At 46.0% G+C, this 26694-nt stretch carries 24 protein-coding genes; 2 read left to right on the plus strand and 22 right to left on the minus strand.

Translation table 11 applies throughout. The annotated features are described in order from the left end of the window. Positions 1–18: 18 nt before the first annotated feature. The 9 genes from G343_RS0112990 to G343_RS0113030 form a co-directional block, all read right to left on the minus strand. Complete coding sequence (locus tag G343_RS0112990) at positions 19–1794, minus strand: ABC transporter ATP-binding protein (RefSeq protein ID WP_020008592.1); 1776 nt, start codon at positions 1792–1794, stop codon at positions 19–21. After that, complete coding sequence (locus G343_RS0112995) at positions 1794–3569, minus strand: ABC transporter ATP-binding protein (RefSeq protein WP_020008593.1); 1776 nt, start codon at positions 3567–3569, stop codon at positions 1794–1796. Before G343_RS0112995 ends, G343_RS0112990 begins: the two co-directional genes overlap by 1 nt. A gap of 134 nt (positions 3570–3703) precedes the next feature. After that, the gene (locus tag G343_RS0113000; RefSeq protein ID WP_020008594.1) at positions 3704–4825 is read right to left on the minus strand and encodes a tyramine oxidase subunit B; all 1122 of its coding nucleotides are present in this window, start codon (positions 4823–4825) and stop codon (positions 3704–3706) included. Positions 4826–4837: 12 nt separating this feature from the next. After that, positions 4838–6166, minus strand: a complete 1329-nt coding sequence (locus G343_RS0113005; protein ID WP_020008595.1) for a sodium/glutamate symporter — start codon at positions 6164–6166, stop codon at positions 4838–4840. 168 nt (positions 6167–6334) lie between these two features. After that, positions 6335–8050 (minus strand): glutathione ABC transporter substrate-binding protein, encoded by a 1716-nt coding sequence (locus tag G343_RS0113010; protein ID WP_020008596.1) that lies wholly within the window; start codon positions 8048–8050, stop codon positions 6335–6337. Between the two features lie 226 nt (positions 8051–8276). After that, positions 8277–8534, minus strand: a complete 258-nt coding sequence (locus G343_RS0113015; protein ID WP_020008597.1) for a YneF family protein — start codon at positions 8532–8534, stop codon at positions 8277–8279. A 66-nt stretch (positions 8535–8600) separates the two neighbouring features. Next, positions 8601–10586 carry a transketolase gene (gene tkt / locus G343_RS0113020; RefSeq protein ID WP_020008598.1) on the minus strand — a complete coding sequence of 662 codons (1986 nt, stop codon included), beginning with the start codon at positions 10584–10586 and terminating at the stop codon, positions 8601–8603. Between the two features lie 12 nt (positions 10587–10598). After that, positions 10599–10838, minus strand: coding sequence for a DUF896 domain-containing protein (locus G343_RS0113025; protein WP_425413882.1), 240 nt, complete (start codon positions 10836–10838; stop codon positions 10599–10601). Positions 10839–10941: 103 nt separating this feature from the next. Next, positions 10942–11166, minus strand: coding sequence for a hypothetical protein (locus tag G343_RS0113030; protein ID WP_020008600.1), 225 nt, complete (start codon positions 11164–11166; stop codon positions 10942–10944). Between the two features lie 142 nt (positions 11167–11308). Here G343_RS0113030 and lexA point away from each other — a divergent pair, with 142 nt between their 5' ends. Further along, a complete protein-coding gene (gene lexA, locus G343_RS0113035; RefSeq protein ID WP_020008601.1) occupies positions 11309–11923 on the plus strand; it encodes a transcriptional repressor LexA in 615 nt (204 codons plus the stop codon). A gap of 314 nt (positions 11924–12237) precedes the next feature. On the opposite strand, the gene G343_RS0113045 is transcribed toward lexA, so the two are convergent. Genes G343_RS0113045 through panB form a run of 4 tightly spaced genes read right to left on the minus strand, consistent with a single transcriptional unit; the run spans position 12238 to position 15311 of the window. After that, positions 12238–13227, minus strand: coding sequence for a CAP domain-containing protein (locus G343_RS0113045; RefSeq protein WP_020008602.1), 990 nt, complete (start codon positions 13225–13227; stop codon positions 12238–12240). A 47-nt stretch (positions 13228–13274) separates the two neighbouring features. Beyond that, complete coding sequence (gene panD, locus G343_RS0113050; RefSeq protein WP_020008603.1) at positions 13275–13667, minus strand: aspartate 1-decarboxylase; 393 nt, start codon at positions 13665–13667, stop codon at positions 13275–13277. Then, positions 13660–14508 carry a pantoate--beta-alanine ligase gene (gene panC, locus G343_RS0113055; RefSeq protein WP_020008604.1) on the minus strand — a complete coding sequence of 283 codons (849 nt, stop codon included), beginning with the start codon at positions 14506–14508 and terminating at the stop codon, positions 13660–13662. The genes panD and panC overlap by 8 nt, the downstream gene beginning before the upstream one ends. After that, positions 14505–15311 (minus strand): 3-methyl-2-oxobutanoate hydroxymethyltransferase, encoded by an 807-nt coding sequence (panB, locus tag G343_RS0113060; protein WP_020008605.1) that lies wholly within the window; start codon positions 15309–15311, stop codon positions 14505–14507. Before panB ends, panC begins: the two co-directional genes overlap by 4 nt. Before the next feature lie 89 nt (positions 15312–15400). Between panB and G343_RS0113065 the strand changes: the two genes are divergently transcribed. Continuing rightward, the gene (locus tag G343_RS0113065; RefSeq protein ID WP_020008606.1) at positions 15401–16258 is read left to right on the plus strand and encodes a 2-dehydropantoate 2-reductase N-terminal domain-containing protein; all 858 of its coding nucleotides are present in this window, start codon (positions 15401–15403) and stop codon (positions 16256–16258) included. A gap of 26 nt (positions 16259–16284) precedes the next feature. Here G343_RS0113065 and G343_RS0113070 read toward each other — a convergent pair whose 3' ends face one another. From G343_RS0113070 to thiW, 9 genes are all read right to left on the minus strand, one after another. Next, positions 16285–16971: a cyclase family protein gene (locus G343_RS0113070; RefSeq protein WP_020008607.1), complete on the minus strand. Its 687-nt coding sequence runs from the start codon at positions 16969–16971 to the stop codon at positions 16285–16287. Positions 16972–17084: 113 nt separating this feature from the next. After that, positions 17085–18341, minus strand: coding sequence for a methionine gamma-lyase family protein (locus G343_RS0113075; RefSeq protein WP_020008608.1), 1257 nt, complete (start codon positions 18339–18341; stop codon positions 17085–17087). 2 nt (positions 18342–18343) lie between these two features. After that, positions 18344–19579 carry a GTPase HflX gene (hflX, locus tag G343_RS0113080; protein ID WP_020008609.1) on the minus strand — a complete coding sequence of 412 codons (1236 nt, stop codon included), beginning with the start codon at positions 19577–19579 and terminating at the stop codon, positions 18344–18346. Between the two features lie 85 nt (positions 19580–19664). Beyond that, positions 19665–19859, minus strand: a complete 195-nt coding sequence (hfq, locus tag G343_RS14715) for an RNA chaperone Hfq (RefSeq protein ID WP_020008610.1) — start codon at positions 19857–19859, stop codon at positions 19665–19667. A gap of 1 nt (position 19860) precedes the next feature. Further along, entirely contained in the window at positions 19861–20793 is a 933-nt protein-coding gene (gene miaA, locus G343_RS0113090; RefSeq protein ID WP_020008611.1) for a tRNA (adenosine(37)-N6)-dimethylallyltransferase MiaA, read from the minus strand. Beyond that, positions 20786–21661, minus strand: coding sequence for an alpha/beta fold hydrolase (locus G343_RS0113095; RefSeq protein WP_020008612.1), 876 nt, complete (start codon positions 21659–21661; stop codon positions 20786–20788). Before G343_RS0113095 ends, miaA begins: the two co-directional genes overlap by 8 nt. Positions 21662–21672: 11 nt before the next feature. Further along, the gene (gene mutL / locus G343_RS0113100; protein WP_020008613.1) at positions 21673–23568 is read right to left on the minus strand and encodes a DNA mismatch repair endonuclease MutL; all 1896 of its coding nucleotides are present in this window, start codon (positions 23566–23568) and stop codon (positions 21673–21675) included. A gap of 4 nt (positions 23569–23572) precedes the next feature. Next, positions 23573–26089, minus strand: coding sequence for a DNA mismatch repair protein MutS (mutS, locus tag G343_RS0113105; RefSeq protein WP_020008614.1), 2517 nt, complete (start codon positions 26087–26089; stop codon positions 23573–23575). Between the two features lie 51 nt (positions 26090–26140). Further along, positions 26141–26626, minus strand: coding sequence for an energy coupling factor transporter S component ThiW (gene thiW / locus G343_RS0113110; RefSeq protein ID WP_020008615.1), 486 nt, complete (start codon positions 26624–26626; stop codon positions 26141–26143). Positions 26627–26694 lie beyond the last annotated feature (68 nt).

The raw sequence follows: 26694 nt of genomic DNA on the forward strand, positions 1-26694 counted from the left end.
TAGAACTTTCTATGACAATTAGAACTGGCCGTTCTGCAGCTGATACATTTGACGATAGATGCCTTCGGCCTTGATCAGTTCATCATGTGTCCCGCGTTCAACGATGTTACCGTGGTTGAGCACCAGTATCTGATCGGCATTTTGTATGGTGGACAGCCGATGGGCAATGGCCAATGTCGTGCGGCCGCTCCGCATTCTATCCAGTGATTCCTGAATTTGTTCTTCCGTTTCCGAGTCGATATTTGCGGTGGCTTCGTCAAGAATCAGTATTTTAGGATCCACTGCCATGGTCCGGGCAAATGCGATCAGCTGACGTTCACCGCTGGAGAAGGCACTGCCTTTTTCTATCACTCTGTGATGATAGCCCTCCGGCAGCCTGTCTATGAACTTATCGGCATGGACAAGCCGGGCTGCAGCTTTTATCTGTTCAAATGTCATTTCAGGATGATACAGTTTAATATTTGATGCTACTGTGCCGTAGAAGATGAACGGATCCTGCAGGACGAGCCCGATATTCCTTTTCATGTTATTTTTGGGGATTTTTTTAATCGACTGCCCATCAATCAGTATTTCCCCCTGATCAAATTCATAAAACCGCATGAAAAGATTGATGATCGAACTTTTCCCTGAACCCGTATGTCCGACCAGCGCTACCGTTTCCCCGGGCGCTGCAGTGAATGAAATATCATCTAAAACGTTGACCTCCCCGTCATAACTGAACGTGACATTTTTAAACTCGATTCGGCCGTTATCGATGCCAAACGACGAATTTTCGTCCTGTTCCGGCTGCAGCCGATCGTCATCGATTAAAGTAAATACGCGGCTGGCGGCAACCAGCGCCTGCTGGAAGACGTTCAGATTCTGGCTGACCTGATTGAGCGGTTCAAAAAAGCGTTCCATATATTGTATGAAGGCGAAAATGACGCCAGCGGTAACACCGCCGCTGAAACTCAGCACACCAAAGTAGGAAAGTATCAATGCAATCGCCAACACACTGATCATACTGATGGCCGGCCTTAAAAGCAGACCGTCCAATTTCACATTTCGCAAATTGTAATGATAATGCATATCGTTTATCTCTTCAAACTCAGCTGTTAACCGTTTTTCCTGATTGAATACCTGGACAATTTTCATCCCTTCGATTGATTCGGCAAGCTTGGCGTTCAAATCACTGAGGAGCTGTCTTGCATGGGAGAAGAAATTTGCAGAATACCTTCTGTAAACAGCCATAATAATGATGATGACCGGTACGAATACAAGCGCCATCAGAGCAAGCTTGAAATCCAGGATGAACATCATGACAAAGCTGGAAATCACCATGAAGATTGCCATGAGAAACGTTGCAAGCACTCCGATAAACATTTCCACAATGGCTTCTGTGTCGTTGGTCAGCCTGGAGACGACACTGCCGCCGGATACCTTATCAAAATACCGCATTCCAAGTTTCCCGATTTTTTCGAACGCATCAATTCTCAGTTGCTGGATGACCTTGAATGCCAAATACTGAAACAGATAAATTTGAAAATATGTGGAAATGGCCCCGGCAATCTGAACGATGAAAAATATGATGATCAGCCATATGATTTCATTTTCAGGGAATACACCGGGCGTCAGATACTCATCGATAAAAATCATCACGATATAAGGGGTGGCGACCCCGGTGAGCGTGGAGATGATCAGCATCATAAAACCTAGTGCAAGTACACCTTTGAAAGGCAGCGCATATTTCATAAGCCGGATGAGTACGGTTTTCTGGTCGTTGAAAGTCAGGTTGAATGTCCGGTCTGTTTCCATCATCCATCCCTCCTGTCGGTCATTTCATCGAGCGTGCTTTCGAGCGCTTCACGTAACGCCTGGGCATTATATGTGTCATGGTACCAGCCTTTTCGCTTCATCAGTTCTTGATGGGTGCCGCTTTCGATCACGGTACCGTTATCCATGACGATGATCAGATCCGCTTTCATCACTGCGCTCATACGATGTGCTGTAATGATATTTGTTTTTCCTGACCGGTTTGACTGCATATTCGCCAGGATCCGCGCTTCTGTTTCTGCATCAACCGCAGACAATGAATCATCCAGAATCAATACCGGCGGATCCATAATAAGCGCACGCGCAATCGACACCCGCTGCTTCTGTCCGCCTGAAAGTGATACGCCCCGTTCGCCGACGATCGTCTGATAGCCTGCTGCAAACCTTGCGATATCTTCATGGATGTCACTCAATAAAGCAGCCGCCTTTATCTCCTTGTCATCGATTTCCGGGTGGCTGAATGCGATGTTCTCCCTGATGGTTGTTGAAAACAGGAAGTTTTCCTGGGGCACATATCCAAACTGATCCCTCAGGCGATCCAGTCTGTAATCTTTTACGGGATGTCCGCCATAAGTGATATCTTCTGGATTCGTCATCTCAAACTCACGCAGCAGCAATCTGAGCAGCGCACTTTTGCCGGAACCGGTGCGTCCGACGATGCCGACAGTGGATCCTTCGGGGATTGTAAACCGTATATCTCTCAGCCCTTCCGATTCATCTCCAGGAAAGTTGAAGGCGCCGATATTGAATTGTATGTCGCCCTCAGGCGGAGCGTCCAATTTATAATCAGCGGCAACCTGGTTTTCTGTATCCATGATTTCACGGATCCTGTCGTAGGAGGCACTGCCTCTTTGAACCAGGTTGAAGAACATGCCCAATGCCAGCAACGGCCAGACCATCATACCCAGATAAGTCGTAAACGTCACTAATTGACCGATTGAAATGGTGTCATCAAGCACCATTCCAGCGCCAAAGACAATAGCCAGGAAATAACTGATACCGATCACGGACATGATCGTTGGATCGAACAGGGCATCCACTTTAGAGACTTTCAGATTTTTATCCACCACTTCATCGCTTAATTCACGAAAATCCTCGCGGTCACTTTTCTCATAGCCGAATGTTTTCGTCACTTTAATGCCGGCGACACTTTCCTGAGTCTTATCATTCAGCCGGCTGAATGCCGCCTGGGCTTTTCTGAACCCCCGATTCAGCAGTTTGCCGTAATAGCTGGTCAGAACAACCATCAGAGGCAGCGGCAGCATGGAAATCAGCGTCAGCTTGGGGCTGATGGTCACAGCCATCGTCACCAGTACTGCGCCGCCTGTAATTATCGAATCGGCAATCGTCAGGATGCCTGCGCCGGCCGTTGCCTGCACCGCCTGGACGTCGTTTGTGGCATGTGCCATCAGATCCCCGGTCCGTCTCTGTTGAAAAAACTGAGGACTCATGACCGAATATTTTTTGTAAAGCCGGGACCTTAAGGTTCTGGCCAGTCGGTAACTGGCACCAAAAATCATAATGCGCCAGTAATACCGGAAGATATATGTAAGAATTGCCACTGCGATCAACAGGATGACAAATTGTATAAGCAGATTTCCACTCAGGGTATCATTCGTAATATGGTCGATGACAAAACCAATGACCTGTGGCGGCACCAGCTCCATCAAAGCAACCAATATCAGCATGACCACCCCCAGGATATAGCTTTTCCATTCCTTTTTAAAAAACCAGGCAAGCTTCTTAAATACGCCCATTCCATCACCCCCTGCGCCATTCAATTGTAAATTCTACCATATATTTCGATAATTGAAATATTTAATTTCATAAAATTTGGACTTCCATAAAAAATCAGACAGCCAAGTACAGCTGTCTGAAGTTAAATTCATTTTTATACCAGGTAGGAACTGTCCCATAACGGCAGTTTAATCCCGATTTCCTGATCCAGTGCATACTGGTATACTCTATAGCCCCATGCGACATCGGCAGTAGGGAGGCCGCCCATTATACCGATGATGACTTCATCATCATCTTTCCTTCCTGTGACATGGCCATTGATGATATCTCCAAAGTTATCGATACTTTCCTTGTCGACTTCACCGTTGTGCACCATTTCAAGAATGTCTCCGGACATTGCCCAGGATTTTATACTTTCAACACCTTCCGGCCGCTGAAGACCGTCTTCAAGCCATTTTTCATGCATGGACCAGAGATCAGCCACAATTCTGTATTGACTGTACATTTTGGGCATTATATCAGCAGCACCGGTCAGGAGAATCAACTGCCCGGGTTTAACACTTTCTTCATTAATCTTAGGTTTGACTTTGCCGGCCGTTGCAACACTCAGAATATCGGACTGCGAAACACAGTCATCGATATCATCGACTGCGTCTACCTGGATGTTAAGTTTGTCGCGCATTGAGCGCGCGATTTCCTCACCCTTATCTTTGTTAATGTCATAAAGGACCACCTTTTGCAGACTGCTGACGGCAGTGACAATGGCTTCAACACATGACTGGTTGATCGCTCCGCCGCCGACTGCCCCCAGAACCCTGGCATCGTTTGCGGCCAGATACTTCGAGAATACCCCCGGCACAGCACCCGTACGTGTTGAACTGATCAGATTACCCGCCATCATGGAAAGCGGGGCGCCCGTTTCCTTATCATTCAGCGTGAAGGTATGGATGGAACGCGGCAGCCCCTTTTTAGTATTTGCAATATTGGACCCGTACCATTTATTACCCATGACATCGAAATCACCGCCCAAATAGGAAATCAGTGACATAAACCGACGGTCGGGGCCGGCGGTCGGCATATTCGGAAATTCCTCTGATTCGTTAAACCACAGCATCAAACCGTGATCATTGCGTTTCGGACCGCCAAGTATATAATCCCCTCGGCCGATGAGCAGAAACATTTCCTCAATCGTTTGCATACATGCTTTCAAATCCAATGCGCCAGCTTTAATCACATCTTCTTCCTGTAAATACAGCCATTCCAGACTGTCAGACATCAATAACCCTCCTTAACTAAACCGAACCCATTTTTTATAATATGAGAATATGAAGATTCCTACACCGATCAGAATCGTTATCAGCGAGAACACCCAGTGCAACCCATTAAGAATAAATAGCGGTGAAAATGTAATGAGTGCAATTTCCACGGGTGCGATCGGTATATAAGCGAGACCAAAGTCGTCCAGTGTCTTACTTCTTAATTTAGGATCAACAATTCTGAGGAGTGCGATACCCATCGCTACAGCTCCAGTGATCCAGCCAAATGTGAATATTCCTTTTTCAAACCAGTTTTCCTGGAAGTAGAATTGCGATACATATCTGTAAAAGCCGTAAGTGAGCAGGATACCGAACACCATAAGAATGATAAACGGCACGATATTCTGAGCCACTACGGTCAAATTGATGGAAGCAATTCCAGTCGCCACCAGCAGGTCGGTCGATCCGCCGCTGATTTTGGACATCGTCGGCTTATCCAGATATTTATCCATGTTCGTCCGTTCCAAAAAGATTCTCAAGGTCAGACCGGCCAGGAATGACAGGGAGAACGCCGGGATCGCAAGCCCTTCATACAGCGATTCACCCAGCACACTTAAGTAGTACCCGATGCCGGTGACCAGGATAGCCAGCGCCAGATGAAAAACCAGCGGGTCAATGGAGATGCTGGAAACCGTCTCCCTGCCCATCGATTCACGTTTATCCTCAGAGAGAAGACCGGTCCGCAATTCTTGCGGCAACTCGTCGAAACTGCTGATGTAGTTTGCATGTCCCTGGTTAGATGCCCGTTTAATCAGCGCCAGACCCACTGAAATTGCGAGCAGTGCACCGATTGTGGCAGAGGTCATTGCCAGAGAAGTCGCCGCTTCCCAGCCTTGTTGAGAAAAAGCATCACCGACTGCTGCAGCCGTGCCATGTCCGCCGACAAAACCGGCTGCCAGAATGAGGCCAAAACCGTTATGAACATCAAATAATGGCACCAGTAAGATGAGGGCAAACAATAGCCCGACGCCCCACATCAGGATCATGATGATTTGGGAGTAGGACCAAAGTTTCCCGACCCTGCCGGCAATTTCAGACCATTTGAACTTTTGTGTTGTTAAGGGCAGCGTACCGAACACTACCGCAATCAATACACCCGGATACTCTCCGATAAAATCTGTAAACGGTATGATGCCTAAAAATCCCGGCCCGAATATAAGACCGAGCAGACCGGCGATAATACTCGCAGGCATGAATGACCGTTGAATCAACGGTATTTTAGCCCGCAGGAGCATACTGATCAGTAAAAGCAAAGAAATTAAAGCGAAATCTGTTACAATATCCCAAATACTGAATTCCATTTTGCAACCCCTTTCATTTTATGATTACTGCCTACTATAACACTGTACTGGTATAAAATAAACAAAGATCGATTTAAAAGGAACTTTTATTCCGTATATGTATTTCTTGAATTAAGAGGTAAATAAAATTCCCGGAACTTAACAGTTCCGGGATCTAATGCACATTATTTATTCATTGAATGAAACATTTTCAAGTCTGATGTTTCCTACCGGATCCACTTCTGCCCCGCTGATTTGGGAGGAATTCACACCGATAGTGAAGTTTGTATGGTACAAGTATGCAGCAGGCGCATCATCAATCAACAGCTGCTGGGCTTCTGAGTAAGCTTCAAATCTTGTATCTTCATCCGCTTCAGTACGTCCCTCATCAAGCAAAGCATCCACTTCTTCATTTGTATAGAAAGAACGGTTGCCGGTTGCGCCGTGACTGTCTGAATGGAACAGTGCATACAGCCCGTAATCCGCATCCGCGGTTACCGTCGTCCAGCCCAGGATGAACATATCATGATCGCCGTTTGCTGTCCTGTCCAGGAATGTCCCCCACTCATACTGTTCAATCTCTACATTGATATTGAGATCTGCCAGCTGTTCCTGTATATATACGGCCGTATCTATGATCTGCTGATCATCATTCACCCAGATGGTCGTATCGAATCCATCAGCAACCTCCGTTTCAGCAAGCAGTTCCTGTGCGCGTTCCATGTCCACGGAAACACTTTCCAGGTCTTCATCATATCCCCACACATCCGGAGCCAGAGGACTCTGGGCAGAAATACCCATGTTATCATAAACACCCTCAACAATTGCATCCCTGTCAATTGCATGGGATATCGCCTGTCTGACTCTCTCATCATCGAATGGTTCTTTCTCTAAATTAAAGCCGAGATAGTTCATTCTTACAGATTCCTGTTCGAATAACTCAGTATCCTGACCTTCTGCCACACGCGGGGCGCTTGATGAGTCAACTTCATCAGCAATCTGGATCCCGCCGGTCTCCAGTTCAGCCATCCGTGCACCATTTTCAGGAATCACCCGGAAGGTGACATTTTCAAAATTACGTTCTCCGCCCTGGAAATCATCAAATCTACTCAGTACAACTTCTTCACCGGCAGAACGGGACTCCAGCTGAAGGTGATTGGTACCGTCGGATTCAGTACCGATGACCGAACCGGTGTATTCTGAAATCTGTTCGACCATGTCTTCATATTCAGAACCGCCTTCTGCACGGAGGTCATAGTATTCATCCGCGGTCATATCTACACCGGCTTCATCCAGTGCCGCCTGATAGTCCTGATCAATCAAGTCTTTGCTGATGATGCCGCCGGTATTATGCGCCAGATGGCTCGGCAGCGGAGCGAATGGGTATTCTGTATGTAAATTCACTTCGTAGTCCCCAACCACTTCCACTTCCGAAATCATTTCAAAGAGAAACGCTACCTCAGAAGCGATTGCTTCATCCCGAACACGGTCGAGTGTTGCTTTCACATCTTCGCCGGTAAATTCAGCACCGCTGTGAAATGTCGTTCCCTCTCTGAGCTGAAAGTTCCAGACATCATCTTCAGTCGCCTCCCATTCTGTGGCAAGGCCTGGTTCGAGCGCCATATCAACCCCCTGGAACACCAGTGTTTCATAAACATTCCGCCTGACCTGTGCAGATGCAGAGTCATTGGAACCATGCGGATCCACTGTAACCACGTCCTCCATCAGACCGACCGTCAAGTCACCCGTACCGCCGGATTCCCCTGAAGCATCGGCATCAGACGACTCCTCTCCCCCTCCGGTACTCTCATCAACTTCTTCATCTACCGAAGAATCGTCAGTACATGCAGCGAGCGCTAATGTGAGTACCAGAACAAAGAATAGAAAAAATTTCTTCTTGTTCATTTTTTTACCTCCTTATAAGATATAACTTAATTATATACGAAGGGAAATGCTTCCACAATAAATATTTTGAAAAATACCAATATTAATAATTTTAGGAAATTAACTTTCATACTTTTCCTGCTTACATGAAATAAGATTACTTTGTGATGACTGAGTATAGTACATACTCAATCCATTTATACAAAAAAATGAACGCTCTGCCTCACGTTTACAGAGCGTTCATTTATTATTTTTTCGTATTCTTTACGCGATCTTTAGTTTCTTTTGAATCCATGTTGCGGTTCATCATTGTCATCATCTGATTAATCTTCTTCTGGGAAGGTTTTTGACCCATCTGGGTCATCATCATCCTGAGCATATCTTCATTAATAGGCGGGTTCTTCTCAAGGTAGTCCATCATATACTTCCTTGCCATGAAGAATCCAAGCGCCGCGCCACCGATGAGTGCAACCGCAACAATTATCAACCAAATCCAAGTAGCCAAACTGCTCACCTCTTTCTTCGTAGACCATTATAAAGTTTACATCAAAAACAGGTGTTTTTCAATAAGTTATTTCTCCAGAACAGTTTGCAGTACCCTTTCAACAGTAAAGCCGTATTTCTCAACCACAAGATCTCCGGGCGCACTTGCCCCATACGTGTCGATGGTATGCAGTTTGCCGTGCATGCCGATGAACTTGTGCCATCCCAGACTGGCAGCCATTTCAATTGCAGTCCTGTTTTCAATCTGTGGATTCAGGACACTTTCGATATAGGCCTCATCCTGTTTTAAAAACTGCTGCATATTCGGAATAGAGGCAACTTTGACTTTTACTCCCTGAGTCTTCAGCTGTTCTGCTGCATCTACTGCAAGCGGCACTTCACTGCCGGTAGCGAACAGGATAGCGTCGTCCCCCTCATCAAAAGCGATATATCCACCTTTTTGGACACCTGCTTCCACTTTGTCGTAAGGTACATCTATCGTTTTGACATTCTGACGGGTCAATACCAGTGCCGTCGGGGATTCAGTTGCTTCCATTGCAACTTTCCATGCTGCACGTGTTTCATTGCCATCTGCAGGACGGATTGCATTCAGGTTGGGAATCGCACGCAGACCGGCAAGCTGTTCGACCGGTTCATGTGTCGGTCCATCTTCGCCCACTGCAACAGAATCATGGGTGAAAACAAAAGTGACCGGAAGCTTCATCAATGCGCTCAGGCGGACCGCCGGTTTCATATAGTCACTGAAGATCAGGAATGTACCACCATACGAACGGATCCCGCCATGGGCTGCCATACCGTTTAATGACGCTGCCATGCCGAATTCACGCACACCGAACCAGATGTTTCGACCTGCCGGTGTTTCCTTGGAAAAGTCCGGCTCATCTTTGACATTTGTCTTGTTACTGCTTGCAAGATCAGCAGCTCCGCCGAATAAAGCCGGTACACTTTTTGACAGCGCTTGGATCATATCGCTGGAGGTTGCCCTTGTCGCTTTCGATTCTCCCGCTTCGTAGAACGGCATATCTTTGTCATATCCTTCGGGCAGAATACCTTCAATCGCTTCAGTCAGTTCCTTATGAAGCTCCGGGTGTGCCGCTTTGTAATCTTCGAGATTTTGAAGCCATTCAGCTTCTTTGCCGTTGCTGCGTGTCTTCAGTGTTTCACTGAAACGATCATATACAGAGTCGTCGACGACAAATGTCTCCTCCGGATCAAAACCGTAATACTCAAATGCTGCTTGCCTTTCCTCAGGGCCAAGCGCGGCACCATGGGCGGCACTTTTACCCTGCTTGTTGGGCGCACCATAGCCGATAATTGTTTTAACCTCAATTAAAACAGGTTTATCAGAAGATTTCGCTTCGGTAATCGCCTGATCGATTGCTTCTGTATCATTACCGTCATCGACTCTGATATAGTGCCAGTTATAGCCTTCAAAACGATTCTGTATTCTCTCGGAAAATGCTTTATCCAAATCACCGTCAAGAGAAATGTCATTTGAATCATACATAACGATCAGTTTATCCAGACCGGAATGACCTGCCAAAGATGCCGCTTCATGGGAAACACCTTCCATCATGTCGCCGTCGCTGGCGATGACATAAGTGTAATGGTCCACCACATTGAATTGGTCACGATTGTATTTCGCAGCCAAATGTTTTTCTGCCATAGCCATGCCGACACTCATTGCAAGCCCCTGTCCGAGCGGACCGGTCGTGATTTCCACACCGTCTGTATGCTTAAACTCCGGATGGCCAGGTGTTTTGGAACCATACTGTCTGAATTCTTTCAATTCTTCCATCTCGAGTGCACCGGTAAGGTGAAGCAGACTGTATACAAGCATTGAACCGTGACCGGCACTCAATACAAAGCGGTCGCGGTCGAACCAGTCAACAGAATTCGGATTGAAATTCAGATGACGGCTCCAAAGTGTGTAGGCCATTGGCGCCGCCCCCATGGGCAGCCCCGGATGCCCGGATTGTGCTTTTTCCACTGCGTCAATTGAAAGTGTCCTGATCGTATTAATAGCGAGCTGATCTGTCTTATCGAACGTCATGGCAATTCTCCTTTATTTCTTTATATTTTTTTGCTTTTGGATCCGTTTTAACTTTTCAGGTGTCACATCATTACCTCGGGGGTCAACTACTTTTGTGTGTTCCACCTGGTTTCTGAATGAAGAGCGGAAATTTTCGAGGTACTCTTCACGCAGCCCCTTCAACTCCTGCAATTCTCCGGAGCCGATACTGCCTGATTTCTTCCTGGCAGCCAGGGTATTAATCCGATCCAGTTTTCTTTTATCCAGCATGATGAACCCTCCTGTCCATTCACTTATAATTTAACACAAAAAAAAGCATGAGACCATTCCCATACTTTTCAAACAGCCCTTCAGCGAATTTATCAATCCTGACAATTCACCTATCCCCCCTGGACGAACCACCGGCATACCGTTCCGGCGGAACACCCGTTTCCATAATATCTTTCTGTTCATCACCTGTATCAATAATCTGAAACTCGTCTATATATATGATTTCGGAATGGATGTTCTCTTTGCTGTGGGACTGCAACATGAAAAAAAGACCGGACACAAGCACAAATACGAAGACAGCGGACAGCATCTTAAACTCCTTTAATGACATAACCATTACCTCCACGAACGTAAGTTTGTATCATTAATATTAACGGAACACTTGTTCTATGTCAACACTTCAACGAACAAACGTTTGTAACGTTCGGCGCCATATGGTAGAATTAAGTTAATAAAATTGCTGGAGGTATAGTATGAAAGAGCTCACAGACAGACAGAAACAAATTTTCCAATTCATCAAGAGAACCGTTCAGGAAAAAGGGTACCCGCCAAGTGTGCGGGAAATTGGCAATGCAGTCGGTCTGCAGTCCAGTTCAACCGTCCATGGCCATCTCTCAAAGCTTCAGGATAAAGGCTTCATAAAACGTGATCCGACAAAACCCCGTGCCATAGAAGTTGTAATGGAAGAAAACAGCGAGTACTCTCCAGTCATCCAGGTGCCTGTACTTGGTAAAGTCACAGCCGGGCTGCCGATCACTGCTGTGGAAAACGTAGATGAATATTTTCCGCTCCCGGAGCATTTTACTGCAAACCATAACAGCGAGATCTTTCTGCTGAACGTTGCCGGGGACAGCATGATAGATACAGGGATACACGACGGCGACCGCGTCATTGTCAGAAAACAGAATATTGCACATAATGGGGATATTATCGTGGCGATGACAGAAGATGATGAAGCGACAGTCAAAAGATTTTATAAGGAAAGCGGCTACTACCGTCTTCAGCCCGAGAACCCGGCGATGGATCCCATCTATTTGGACAGTGTGACAGTGCTCGGCAAAGTCGTCGGCCTGTTCAGAGAATTTTAATCCACGTGTAAAGGACGTATGCGAATTCGCATACGTCCTTTTATCTCTAATATCGGTCTCCATCCATCTGCGCTATGTCCGGTTGTGTCTTATCTGCCAAGTATGATTCTTACTTGCTCAAGTATATCTTTCGAATCCGGTTTTTCTTTTTCCTGTGTTTTAGTGATCAATTGCATCCCCTCATTTGAACATCTATTAGGATGGAATCCGATATTGAAAATAAGATTATTAATCTTACTTCCTCAACAATACTTCCCTTCTCTATTATACTTAAACAACGAAAAAGTTAAATATTACCCTATTATAATCATTTTCTATTTTTTTATGAAATTCTCTGTGTAGTACGGCGTATCATCGTCGCCAAAAGCGGTGCCGGTACCAAGATGAGTAAAACTCTCATGAAGCAGATTGACCCTGTGGTCCGGTGAATTCATCAGACTGTGGTGGGAGAATATTGGAGAAGTATGCCCCATGGCAATGTTTTCCCCTGCCATCCTGTATGTTACATCCGTTTCCTCTATCCTGTCCTTCAGCGTTTCTCCATCCGGAGAATTATGATCAAAGTAATTATTCTGTGCCATATCCCGGCTGTGACCGCGTGCGGCAGCACTTGCATTTTCATCATGTGCCAGCGGTTTTAAGCCATATTCAATTCTTGATGCATTCACCATCAGATGATTCAGCCTGGAGCTGTCTGCTGCCTCAGGATTGTTATACAGTGTATCAATGTTTGTGACCTGTTCCTTATCCAGGAGCAGCATGCCGTTCACTTTGTCATTCTTATGGGTATCATAGAAAAAGTATACGTAATTTTCCTGCAGATCAAACACTTCAAAATGTTCACTGTCCACGCGCAGCCGTTTCCATCCTTTGATGATGAAATCCTGAGGTTCACCATAAACTTCCCTGACCTTTTCACGGTCGAGATTTTCTATATTGATGTCATTGATGGATACATCGTCACTATTCGTATAAGCGCCGGCTACTCTGCCTTCATCCACCAGCGTCAGATGAAACAGTCCGGGTGCGTCATTTACGACGAAGTCACCGACATACTCACTGTCAATCACTTCCTCATCTTCACTATCTGCCGCTTCATCCATGGTGATTTCAACATCCTGTGTCTGAGTGCTGTTCACCTGCTGGATCATGCTGCGGTCATAGTTGGGATAGACATGTGTTTGCAGCCAGTTTTGAGCATACTGTGCATTCCAGCCGTTTTCAAAATCATATGACTGTATCATCGGTGCGGCAAACATAGCGAGTATATATAGAAAAACTATGGTAAACGCTCTTCTCAACATCCTTCCGTCCCCCTGTATAAAAAGTAACTAAACGCTCGTCTAATTACTTAATGCGCAATATATTCTGTCTGTCTCTTTTCTTTGTAATCATCATTTATTATATTATTTGTATCATCCACGATCACTACGTTCGGCTCATGCGCTGAAATTTCTGCTGCTTCCAGCTGGACATAGCTGATGATAATCACAGCATCACCAATCTGCACCGTTCGGGCAGCAGCGCCATTCAGGCAGACTTCTCCCGAACCGCGTTGTCCTTCAATGACATATGTTTCAATTCTTTCACCGTTATTATTGTTTACAATCTGGACTTTCTCACCCGGCAGGATATCCGAAGCCTCCAGAAGCACTGGATCTATTGTGACACTGCCCACATAGTTTAAATTCGCTTCTGTTACAACAGCACGATGAATTTTACCGTTCATCATAGTTCTAATCATTTATAATCACCATCATATTATCTATTAATCGCGCACGCTCATACTTAACAGCAATGAATATTATAACATCTGTGTCAATCGTTTGAACAGCATCCAGATTCCGGGCGGTAAAAATTTGAAGGTCATCAATTTTCCCTGAAGTATGATCTATTATATGCATTTCAATCCGTTCTTTGACAGACGCTGCGCTTTGCTCTCCTGCATGGATCAAATCCCTGCCGATTTCGAGTGCCTGGAAAATTGCAGGGGCTTCTGTTTTTTCAACTTCACTTAAATTCACATTGCGACTGCTTTTCGCGAGACCGCTTTCTTCCCTTTCCGTCGGTACACCGATGACTTCCAGGTCATGGTTGAAATCTTCGGCCATCCGCTTGATAATCATCAGCTGCTGGCGGTCCTTTTCACCAAACATCGCAAAATCCGGACGGATGATATTGAATAGTTTATTCACCACCGTGATGACGCCTTCAAAATGCCCCGGCCTTTTCACGCCGTCAAGTACCAAAGACATGCTTTTTAAACTGAGTATCACTTCAGGGTGCTCAGGATACATCTCGGCTTCAGAAGGTGCGAACACGACATCCACCCCATTCTCCTCACATATCTTCAAATCCCGTTCAAGATTTCTTGGATAATCATCAAGGTCCTCATCAGGACCGAATTGAAGCGGGTTTACAAAAATGCTTGCAGCTACGATATCCCCGTATTTTGCCGCTTCCGCCATCAATGCCGTGTGCCCTTCATGCAACGCCCCCATTGTTGGGACAAGCGCTATTTTCTTGTCCCTGCAGCTGCTTAAAACTTCCCTTGCATCTTTAATAGTGTAAACAGTTTCCATCATTGATCAAATACCCTCTTTTTATAAGTTGTCGTTTCATCTGGAAACACACTTTCTTTAACTTCGGCGGCATAGCTTTTCAGACCGGATACACCTGCGGTGTTAAAATCACTATAAGTTTTAACAAATTTCGGCTGCCTGTCACTGCCATACTGCAGGAGATCATGATACACGAGCACCTGGCCGTCGGTGTTTACACCGGCACCAATGCCAATCGTCGGTATATCCAGCATGTCAGAGACTTTTTCTGCAAGGTCGGCCGGTATCGCTTCAAGGACGATCATGGTCGCCCCTGCCGCTTCCGCCCTTTTTGCATCTTCAATCAATTGTTCTGCACCTTCTGTGGTAGCTGCCTGCATCTTGAACCCGGTCACCCCGACAGACTGGGGCGTCAGTCCCAGATGTGCGCATACCGGCACGCCGGCACTGACAGATCTCCTGATAATCTCCAGACACTCAATCCCCTCGAGTTTAACGGCATTGGCACCGGTTGACCGGTACAGATCAAGGACGTTACGCACACCCGCGTCATCGCCGGTGTGATAACTTCCAAATGGCATGTCCACGACAACATAAGTATCGGGCGCACCTCTTCTGACCGCTTTCGCATGATGGATCATATCATCCAGGGTAACCTTGACAGTGCTGTCATATCCTAAAACCGTCATGCCCAATGAATCACCCACCAGGAGGGTATCCAGTCCCGCCTGCTCACTCTGCTTGGCACTCGGGTAATCATAGGCGGTAACCATCGTTATTTTTTCCTTATCCCGTTTCATCTGAACCAGTTCATTTGTAGTTTTCATCCGGCTATCCCTTTCATGTGATGTATATTATAATTATTTTAACATATGATTGATATGGATATTATGCCTTTTAAACAGGAGGGAATCAAATGAAAGCAGCAGTAATAGGAATCGGCGCCGTAGGCAGTATCCTCGCCAGGGAATTAAAAAAAACAGGACATGAAGTTGTTCTGTTCGGCAGAAGGGAAAGGCACGGCTTAACGATATCAGAGAATCACACGGACACTTATTATCCATACGTGGTAGAAAATATTAATACATCTCCGACAGACAGTTTCGACGTGGTATTCATATCGACAAAAGCAACCGCACTTAAAGAATTATCAAACGTGATTATAAAACTGGTGCATGCGGACACGGAAATTATTCTGTGTCAGAACGGCATGGGATTTGATGAATGGTTTGAAAACAGCATACCTGCCGTCGTCTACATCAGCGGACAGAAGCTGGAGGACAGGATAGAGCATTTCCAGGATTCAAAGTTGATCATAGACAGCCGGAATTACAGATATCTGGATCAGCTGATTGATGATTTGGGACAGTCACAGCTGGAAATCTCGAAGTCGAATGACTTTGAAAAGCTGAGATATGAAAAGCTCCTGATCAATCTGGGTATCAACACCCTCACTGGACTGTCCAAAAATACCGCAAAAATTTTTGAAATCAAAAGCGTCACTGACGTCACCCATCAGCTGCTCGAAGAAGGTATTGCGGTTATCAACAGCAGCAGGCAGATCATCGACCCGTCATTCGCTGATACCGCCCTGTCGATCTACGAAAGTTATCATCGGGAAATGGGCACAAGCATGTTTTATGACATGGGATATCATAAAACGACAGAATTTGAATTTATCCAAAAGTACTTCCATGACAACAAGGGAGATATTCATACACCGGTTCTGGATGTATGTGTTTCTTTGCTGCAGGCATATGAATACGAAAGATAAAAGCGATGGTTGCTTTGTCCTTTTATCTAAACTACCGTTTCCACAACAATATTCACCACAGATGCATCGTGACCGGTGATTCTCAGCGGCGTTGTAAACGCTGATTTTAACGTTTTTCCGATTAACGGCTCCGGATTGATGTCCTCATAAATCAGCATGGGCGGTTCTTCATATTTATGATGGTCTAAAAATGCATGATGAACAAAATAGCCATTATCTTTGGCATCATTCAAATTTTCAATACTGAGGGTATCGATGGCTACAGCTTTGACATTCGGCATCTCCGTTCTCAAGTATTCAGCCGCCTCAGGGGAGACTGCCGGAAAATCTCCAGAGTACTTCTCTATATCCGAGTCCCTGTATCGCCAGTGCCCCGTGTTAAAGATGATCAGATCCGCATTTTGAAGCGCCGCGTCAGCTTTGAGTACATCGACGGACACGAATTCATTCGGTGCGAGCGGTACATCCAGCATGACCGGATTCTTATAGATGAAATCTTCAATGGGGATCTGGTCAATGCCCATACCGTCGTTCAGATGATGCCACGGGGCATCCACATGTGTGCCGGCATGCAAATAGATACTGAGTAACGAGCCATTCCAGTCATCCCCTTTGTCCAGTCGCTCTCTCGGCTCCAGAACAACTTTGGGGAGGGCCGGGTGTACAGGCATCGCTTCATGAATCGGGTAACTGATTTCCACGTAACGTGCCAAATATAGTCCTCCTTTTAATATTCTGATTTTTATGAATTATAGCATAAGTGGAGGCCGAATACGATGAAGTTGTTTATTTCCGCGCTTTTGAGATGATATTCATTAAAAATCTGCTATATGTGGATCATCTCTTTTTCCTTCATTTCTTTTAAAGCTTCACCCAGCGCATAAACGACATGCTCGAATACAAGCCCCCCCTGCACGAACACAGTATAGGGGCTTCTGAGGGGGCCGTCGGCACTCAATTCCAGAGATGCCCCCTGGACGAATGTCCCAGCTGCCATGATGACCGGCGCATCATACCCAGGTATATCATCCGGCACGGGCAGAAATTTAGAGTTTACAGGAGATGCTTTCTGTATCATCTGGGTAAAGGTGATCATCTCTGCTTCGGTATTGAATGAGACACTCTGTATCAGGTCTGTCCTGATGTCTGCCGGTGCCGGGTCTGTCTTCAGTCCTGCGCTTAACAGCAGATGGCTCGTGAACACGGCACCGTTCAGGCTTTCAATGACTGTATGCGGCGCGGTGAAGAATCCCTGATACATATCCGCTAACACATTCAGACTGGCGCCCATTTCCTTGCCAATCCCCGGCACCGTCAACCGGTAACTGATCCTTTTGATCAGATCGTGGTTCCCGGCGATGTAACCGCCCATCTTGGCAATGCCGCCGCCCGGATTTTTAATGAGACTGCCCGCGATAATGTCAGCGCCAGCTTCAACAGGCTCCCTCGTCTCCACAAATTCTCCATAGCAATTATCGACGAAAATGATTGTATCCGGATACCTTTTTTTGATCGTTTCTATCACTGTTTCCATTGCATCGATGGTAAGCGACTTGCGCATGCTGTAACCTCTGGATCTTTGGATCGCGACTATTTTCGTTCTATGGCTGATCTTATCCAGGATACCTTCAATATCAAACTTGTCATCCACAAGGTCGACCACTTCATAGCCGACACCTTTTTCCTTAAGGCTGCCGACATCTTCCTCCGAATTGCCAATGACCTTTTCAAGTGTGTCATAAGGTTCCCCGCTGATATAGATCAGTTCATCATCCCTCTCAAGCAGCGCCATCAGCACGAGACTGATGGCATGCGTCCCCGAAATGATCTGGCTCCTTACAATAGCATCTTCACTTCTGAAGACCTGAGAATAGATCTCTTCCAGTTTGTCCCGGCCGGTATCATCATATCCATAACCGGTCGTTCCGGTGAAGTCACTTTCCGTTACACCCGCATCATGAAAGGCTGTCATCACCTTATGGAAATTCGCGCGGCTGATTTTTTTATTCTCCTTCATAATCGGTTCAATTTCTGCAAGAGAGGTTTCGATAAGTTCCTCTATGCTTTTAGTCACGTGATGCACGTTTACTCCTCATTTCTTTCTGTAATCCTTTTGCTCCATGACCCTTCCGGTTCATATCCTTTAATATGATAATACTGCTGAATGTCATCCAGCGCCTGGGATTCGACGATGGTATACCGCTTAAGATCGTAAAGCTTCTGAGGTTCATTCAGACTTACTGTCACGTTATACCCGCCCATGTATTCTTTCATAAATTGTTCCAGATACCCGTTCAGCACATCGCCCGGCATGTCCTTATGCACATACTGGTGGGGCTCTGAGGGCGTGTAATGCCGCTGGTCATCAATGTCCGACTTATTGAAAAATACAATCGACGGTATATCCTCCATACCCAGCTGTCTGACCAGCTGCCTCACCGTATCATAATGCACCTGCATGTTATCTGAACCATTATCGATGACATGGATCAGAAAATCACTGTCCGCCGCTTCTTCCAGCGTAGATTTAAAACTTTCCACGAGGGTCGTCGGCAAATTTTGGATGAATCCGACCGTATCCGAGACCACACACTCAAATCCGGCAGGCAGGACGAGTTTCCTTGTCTTGGGATCAAGCGTGGCAAACAAAGAATCTGCTTCGTGTGTATCACTTTGTGCCATCGCATTGAACAGTGAAGATTTACCGGCATTGGTATAGCCAATGAGGGACAGCTTAACCACCTGGTTACGGTTGCGACGTTCCCGATACCGCTCACGGTGGGACTCGATCACTTCCAATTGTTTCTTTATCTCTTTAATTCTTGAGTTAATATGGCGCCGGTCTGTCTCCAGTTTAGTTTCACCGGGGCCCCGGGTACCAATGCCCCCGCCCAGCCTTGACAGGTTGATCCCCTGGCCGCGCAGCCGCGGCAACAAATATTGAAGCTGTGCCAGCTCGACCTGCAGCTTCCCCGCTTTTGACTGCGCTCTCAAACTGAAGATGTCCAGAATCACCTGCGTCCGGTCAATGACTCGGGTATCCATCATTTCTTCAATCGTCCGGTTCTGACTCGCTGTAATCTCATCGTTGACAATTGTATAATCAATGGATGAATCAACATGGTGATCATATACTTCATTTAAAAAACCGCTGCCGACATACGATTTCGAATCGATGGATGATCTGTTCTGGACATGTGTGCCGATAATCCTGATGCCGATGGATTCAGCAAGACTGACCAATTCTTCAATCTCCTTATCCGCATCCTTCCTGTCCGGTGTATTGACGCCGACGATGATTCCATTGTATGTGTCTGTCATAACAGCACCTCCGTTATTAATTACTGTATGTACTGCCGGGAGCTAAAAAAGCACCCCATCCGGGTGGATTGGGATGCTGAGTCCATCATTTCATGAACGTGCTGATGGCATGCTTATATATCAGATTATCCTTGCCGCCGGAATACAGTTGAATCACATACTTATCAAAGTCTACGACCGTGCCTTTGAGCTGAAAACCATTAACCAGGAATACCGTCACTTCTGTTGCGGATTCTTTGAACTCACTGAGGAACTTATCTTGCAGGTTATCATTAGCCATCCTACCTTCTCTCCTTTGTCTGTAGAAATTGATATATATCTTCAGATATTATATCCGTCTGTCCTTTATCCATATCATACCACGCCACCGGCAGCTGGTTCCTGAAAAACGTCAGCTGCCGTTTAGCAAATTGTCTGGTATTCTGTTTAATCCTGTTTTTGACATTCTCCAAAGTCTCAATGCCTTCAAAATAGGGTACGAATTCCTTATACCCGATTGCCTGCGCGGCTGTTCTGGATGGAGACCTGTGATCAAACAGCTCTCGTGCTTCTTCTTCCAGTCCTTCTGCAATCATCTGCTCAACTCTGTCGTTTATATTTGCGTAAATATTCTTCCGTTCACGTGTCAATCCTACGATAAATGTATCATATTTCAATTCATCTGTGTAGCCGGGCCCGGTCCTGCTGCTGATTCTGTCACTCAGTTCGTATTTCACCAGTGTTCTGATGACACGCTTCCTGTTGTTTGGATGGATCTCCTCAGCCAATTCCGGTGCCAGTTCGCTTAATCTGTCATGGAGTACAGTCGTGCCCATCGCCTCGAACTTTTCTGTAAGGTCCTGTTTCTCCCCATCGTCTTCCTCATCAAATTCATAGCCATATACGAGTGCACGTATGTAATGCCCGGTGCCCCCCACGATAAACGGTATCCTGCCGTCTTCATGAATTTCATCAATGATTTCAACCACATACTTCTGGAACTCCTGTACAGAAAATGAGATGCTTGGATTCATGATATCAATCATATGGTGGTTAACCCCTGCTTTCTTATCTTCGGGGATTTTCCCGGTACCTATATCCATACCTCTGTACACCTGCATCGAATCGCCGCTGATAATCTCCAGATTGAATCTTTTGGCGATCTCTATACTGAGTGCGGTTTTGCCAATTGCTGTTGGCCCGGCCAATATAAGCAACTTCTTCTTGTCAGACATGTTTCATCACCCATTCCAGCAGTCTGCTGTAAACCTGCTCACGATTCTTTTCAAAAAGCACTTCATGCCTTGAGTCTTCATAGAGCTGCACTGTCACTGAATCAGTATAGCGGATGAACGTTTTTGCCAATCTGCGCAGATCCCGGCCGTTATTTGAAAAAGGATCTTCCTTGCCGCCGATTAACAGTATCGGTAAATGACTGGCGATGGATTTCAGATTCTGTTGTTTTTGCGCCTGTCCGATATGCCTCAATATCTCATAAAGCGCGCGGTTACTCATCAGAAATCCACAATGGGGATCACGGTTGTAGTTATTCACTACTGTGTCATCGCTGCACAGCCATCTGTTACTATGATTCCCTTTAAAACTGCTGTCATAACCTAAAAATGCCAGTTTGTTGATTGTTTTACTTTTTTTCGCCGGTGCTGCTTTGGCAATCGACGCCATCGCTTTCGCTGAAATAAAATCAGCGACCGTATCCTTATTGCCTGTGCCGACGATAATTCCACCATCATAGACATTTGTCTCAAGCAGCCGACGTGCTGCAATCGATCCCATGGAATGCCCGAGGATAAATTTTCTGCAGTCTCCGGGAATGATTGATGAGACGGCCAGTGCGTCTGTGATCAATAGATTGAAATCTTCAAAATGTCCCGGCGTTTCTGCATCCGCCCCATGGCCTCTGTGATTATGCATGACTACCATGCAATCATTCATCGCGAACCATGCCATCATCTCAGAATAACGTTCCATATGTTCGGCCATACCATGCAGTATCTGCACTGCGCAGACAGGTTTTTCCGGCATGAAAACCTTGACAGCAATCTGTCTGTCTTCATTCCTGATAAATTCTTCATAAATTTTCATGCCTTCTCCCCCTATTTCATAATTCTGTTGAACATGCGTTCTATTTCATACGTGGTCATGTGGATGATGACCGGCCTGCCGTGCGGACAAGTATATGGTGAATCACACTTCCGAAGCTCCGAGAGCAGGGCTTCCATATGCGCTTTATCCAAATAGTGATTGGCCTTTATCGATTGCTTGCAGCTCATCATAATCGACATCTCTTCACGGTATTTACTGGCCGAAAAATTGTCTGCTCTGGCAATGAATTGAATAAGGTCTTCAATGTCCGCCTCCGGATTCTTTTCTTTGATCCAGCTGGGATGCCTGGTGACTGAATATTGTTTGATGCCAGTTTTATCAATTTCGAATCCCAGAGCCCTCAAATCCCTCAGTTTCTCATCAATCGTGATGATATCATCCAGCGGGAACTCGAAATTATAGGGGATGAGCAGCGGCACGCCTTCATCCTGTTCAGTATTGATATGATCGTAGTAGAACTCATATTTAATTCTTTCCTGTGCGGCATGCTGGTCCATCATATACATCCCTGACTCATTTTGCATAATGATATACGTGCCGTGCAGCTGCCCGATGATTTCCAGATAAGGCAGTTTTTCCTTAACGGATCTGCTATCTTCAAGTGGTTCGTCAATCATTGCTTTGATATCCCTGCTGCCGGAGCTGGACTGCTCCGGTCCTTTAAACTCAGCAACATCATCCTGCAACTGTTTCGCAGTGTTTCTGTCCGGCCCGTAAACGCCTTTTGTTTCTGTCTGATACGGTAACGATGTTTTGCGGGTGATATCCGATTCTTCGACAGATTCCGGTCGTTTGATCTGTTCTGTCAGTGCATCCTTTTTTGCTCCGGAGAAATCCATCGCCGGCTGTTCAGTTTTGTCAACAGGTGCACTATTTCCAGTCGAAACATCCGGGATGAGCATTTCATTTCTTAAAGTATTGCGTATTGACTGTTCAACCAGTGTATTCAGTTCACGCTCTTTTGAAAATCTGACTTCCACTTTAGACGGATGGACATTTACATCGACTAATTTGGGGTCCATTTCAACATTTATGATGACAATCGGATATTTGTCTTTGGCCAGCAGCGTGTGATAAGCGTTGATTACCGACTGGGACAGTTTGAAATTTCTGATATGGCGGTTGTTTACTGAAGTATGGATGAAATTTCTGTGACTCCTGCTGATTTCCGGTCTGACCGCATAGCCGGACAACTTAAAGTCCGCATCCGACGCTTCTATCTTTACCGCCTGCCGGGCGATATTAATACCATATATGTCACTGATGACTTCTTTTAAATTGCCGTTTCCTTTTGTTAAAAGCCGCTCTTTGTGATCCACTATAAGCCTGAAGCTGATATGGGGTTGAGACAGTGCCATCTTTTGGACGATATCAATGATCTTGCCGCTCTCAGTACGCATGGACTTTACATATTTTAAACGGGCCGGTGTATTATAGAATAATTCACTGATGGATATATCAGTGCCCTGTCTTTCCCTGCCCGGCATCTCTTCTTTAAGCGTGCCGCCTTCAAACTGTATGAGGACTGGGTCACCCTCGCGATGTTTTGTTTCCACTTTTACTTTAGAAACGGCACCGATACTTGCCAGCGCTTCGCCTCTGAAGCCGAGTGACCTGATCTGGAATAAATCGTAATCATCATCGATTTTACTCGTCGCATGGCGCTGGAACAACAGCGGCCCATCGGTATGATGGATACCTTCGCCATTATCGACGATGCGCATCAGCTTCATCCCCGATTCCTCGATGAACACTTCGATTTCATCGGCATTTGCGTCAACTGAATTCTCAATCAGTTCCTTGATGACTGAACTGGGGCGCTCAACCACTTCACCCGCAGCGATCTTATTCTGTATTTTTGGATCGAGTACTCTGATCGGAGACATCTAATCACTCGCCTTCCAGTCTCTTTTTCATTTCGCTTAATGTCATCATGGCATCCATCGGAGTCATATTGTCGATATCGGCATCCTTGAGCATATCCACCACAGGATGTGCGTTATCGGCCTCAGAATCATCCAGCGGCAGTTCAAGCTGCATATCAGCGGAGATATCTGTGCCGCCCTCAAAAACATGCAACAGCTCATCTGCTCTGTGGGTCACTTTGCCCGGCAGTTCTGCCAGCCGGGCGACATGTATACCGTAGCTGCGTTCTACTGCACCGGGCTTTACCTTATGCAGGAAAACGAGTTTGCCGTCATACTCCGTCGCCTTGACATGGACATTTTTCAGGCCGTCTAAAGTGTTGCCGAGCCGGGTGATTTCGTGATAATGGGTCGAGAACAGCGTTTTGGCGCCGATTTCTTCATGGATATATTCGAGCATTGCCTGTGCCAGCGCCATGCCGTCGTACGTCGATGTGCCCCGGCCAATCTCATCAAAAATCAGCAGGCTGTCTTTTGTTGCATTTTTCAATGCTTCATCAGCTTCCATCATTTCTATCATGAATGTCGACTTACCACTAGCCAGATCGTCGCTCGCACCAATACGTGTAAAAATTTGGTCGAATATCGGCACTCTGGCTGATTTTGCCGGAACATACATCCCTATTTGGGCAAGTATACAGATAATCGCCGTCTGACGCATATAAGTACTTTTACCCGACATATTCGGCCCTGTGATGAGATAGAGGAATGCCGTGTCAGTCATTTCCAATGAATTTGGCACGTAAGTGTTTTCTCCGATCACTTTCTCTATGACAGGGTGCCGGCCGTCTTCAATCGACAGTTCCCCTTCTGTAAACTCTGGTCTGACGAGCCTGTAATCGTTGGCAACAGCGGCAAATGAAATGAGGCAGTCCAGAGTGCTGATGATGTCCGCTGTTCCCTGAAGCCTTGGGATGTATGACTCCATTTCATCCCTGAGGTCTGTAAACAGCTCATATTCCAATATAATACTTTCATCTTCCGCACCCAGAATTTTGTTTTCCATTTCTTTTAATTCCGGTGTGATAAAACGCTCTGCATTCGTCAGTGTCTGCTTACGGTTATAATCGAACTTTTCCGCATCAAAATTTTGGGCATTCGCTTTCGATATCTCGATGTAGTAGCCAAATACTTTATTGAATCCGACTTTCAAATTTTTGACACCTGTGCGTTCACGCTCATCCTCTATATATCCGTTCAGCCAGGAACGGCCGTTGTCAGATATATATTTGAGTTCATCCAGTTTTTCACTGAAGCCTTCTTTGAAAATTCCGCCTTCACGAATTGTTTTCGGGGGGGAGTCTGACAGACTCTCTTCCAGTATAGCGCAGACATCATCCAGTGTATCGCAGTCTTTGAATAATGGTGAATCGATCAGTCCTGCCTCTGCCAGTGCAGCCTTTATATGTGGCAGTGAACGCAGTGAATCCTTCAGCTGCACCAGATCCCTGGCATCGATATTACCGAAGCTGAGCCTGCCGGCCAGCCGCTCGATATCATATACATTATCCAGATTCATGCGGATATCTTCCCGTTCCAAAAAGTGATCAAGGAGCGTTTGGACTGCATCCTGCCTGAGTTTTATCGCATTTTTATCAAGCAAAGGCCGCTCCATCCATTTTCTGAGTTTCCTTTTGCCCATCGGCGTGCCCGTTTTATTCAGGTACCAGAACAACGAACCCTTGGTTTTTTTCGTCTGGAGGCTCTCCAGCAATTCAAGATTGGAAATTGCAGCATAGTTCAGCTGCATCGTCTCCTTAATTTTATGTTTTTCGACCGTTCTGAAATGCTTCAATTCACGCATATTATGCGCTCTGATATAGGCGACCAGCAAATTCAGCACTTCTTTTTCACTGTTTGTAATTTCCCGGCTGTAATCCAGTGGAAATTCATCTTCGTTTGAATAGGCCGTATTGAACGGAGGATCCTGATATAATTCCGCCAGTATGCCTGTGCTATTCTCCTCAACAACGATTTCACTTGGTCTGACCCGGTCGATTTCACTTTTCAGGACAGTCAGATCCCGGGCTGAAAACGCATTGATTTCCCCGGTGGAAATATCGGAATAGGCGGCACTATAAACCCCCCCGCGTTCCAATAAAGAGAGGATGAAGTTGCTGCCGTCGTCCATCCCGAAGTCATCGATCAGGGTGCCGGGAGTAATAATACGGACCACTTCCCGGGCAACCATGCCCTTTGACTGCTTCGGGTCTTCCATCTGCTCGCAGATGGCGATCTTATAGCCATGATCGATGAGCTTTTCCATATACCCTTTGGCAGAGTGATACGGGACCCCGCACATCGGTACCGCGTCTTTATTCTTATCCCTTGAAGTCAGGGTGATTTCCAGAATTTTACTTGCTACAACTGCATCATCATAGAAAAGTTCGTAGAAATCCCCCAGCCTGTATAAAAGCAATGCATCAGGGTGTTCGTCTTTGATGTTCAGATACTGCTGCATCATCGGCGTTACTTTTGTCATATCAACACTTCCATCTCTCTGATTGTCTTTTTAATTATACCATGATGCACTTTACTTGTTGAAGCGTTCAAGTATCCCTTTTTTATCCAGCTGTCTGAGTATAAACCAGCTGAGTGCCGCACCGATTAACGAACTGGCGATAAAGGCCGGGGCCAACACATAAAAGAAGTCGAGTTCCAGCCCCAGAACCATAATCAGCGGCAGTGTCGCTATCGAACCAATGATGCCGGTGCCGATGACTTCACCGATGGCGCTCATATGAAGTGTCCTGAATTTCCTGTACATCAGCCACGCCAGGAGCGCACCGACCATGCTGCCCGGATATGCGAAGGGTGATCCCGTATTCATCAGCACGCGGATCGTTGATGACAGAAAGGCCTGGGCAATGCTCCAAGGACCTGTGAAAACAACGCTGATTACATTGATCAGATGCTGAACAGGGGCTGCTCTCACCGGCCCTAGGGGAATGATAATAAAAAGGCCGAGAACGACATTCAAAGCGACAAATACTCCCGTTAAGGTGATATTCCGTGTCATATACTCCCCCTATTTAACAAAAGGCTGTACATCTCGTTAAGATGAACAGCCTTTATATTTAATACTCT

This window comes from Salinicoccus albus DSM 19776 (assembly GCF_000385175.1).
GTDB classification, from domain to species: Bacteria; Bacillota; Bacilli; order Staphylococcales; family Salinicoccaceae; genus Salinicoccus; species Salinicoccus albus.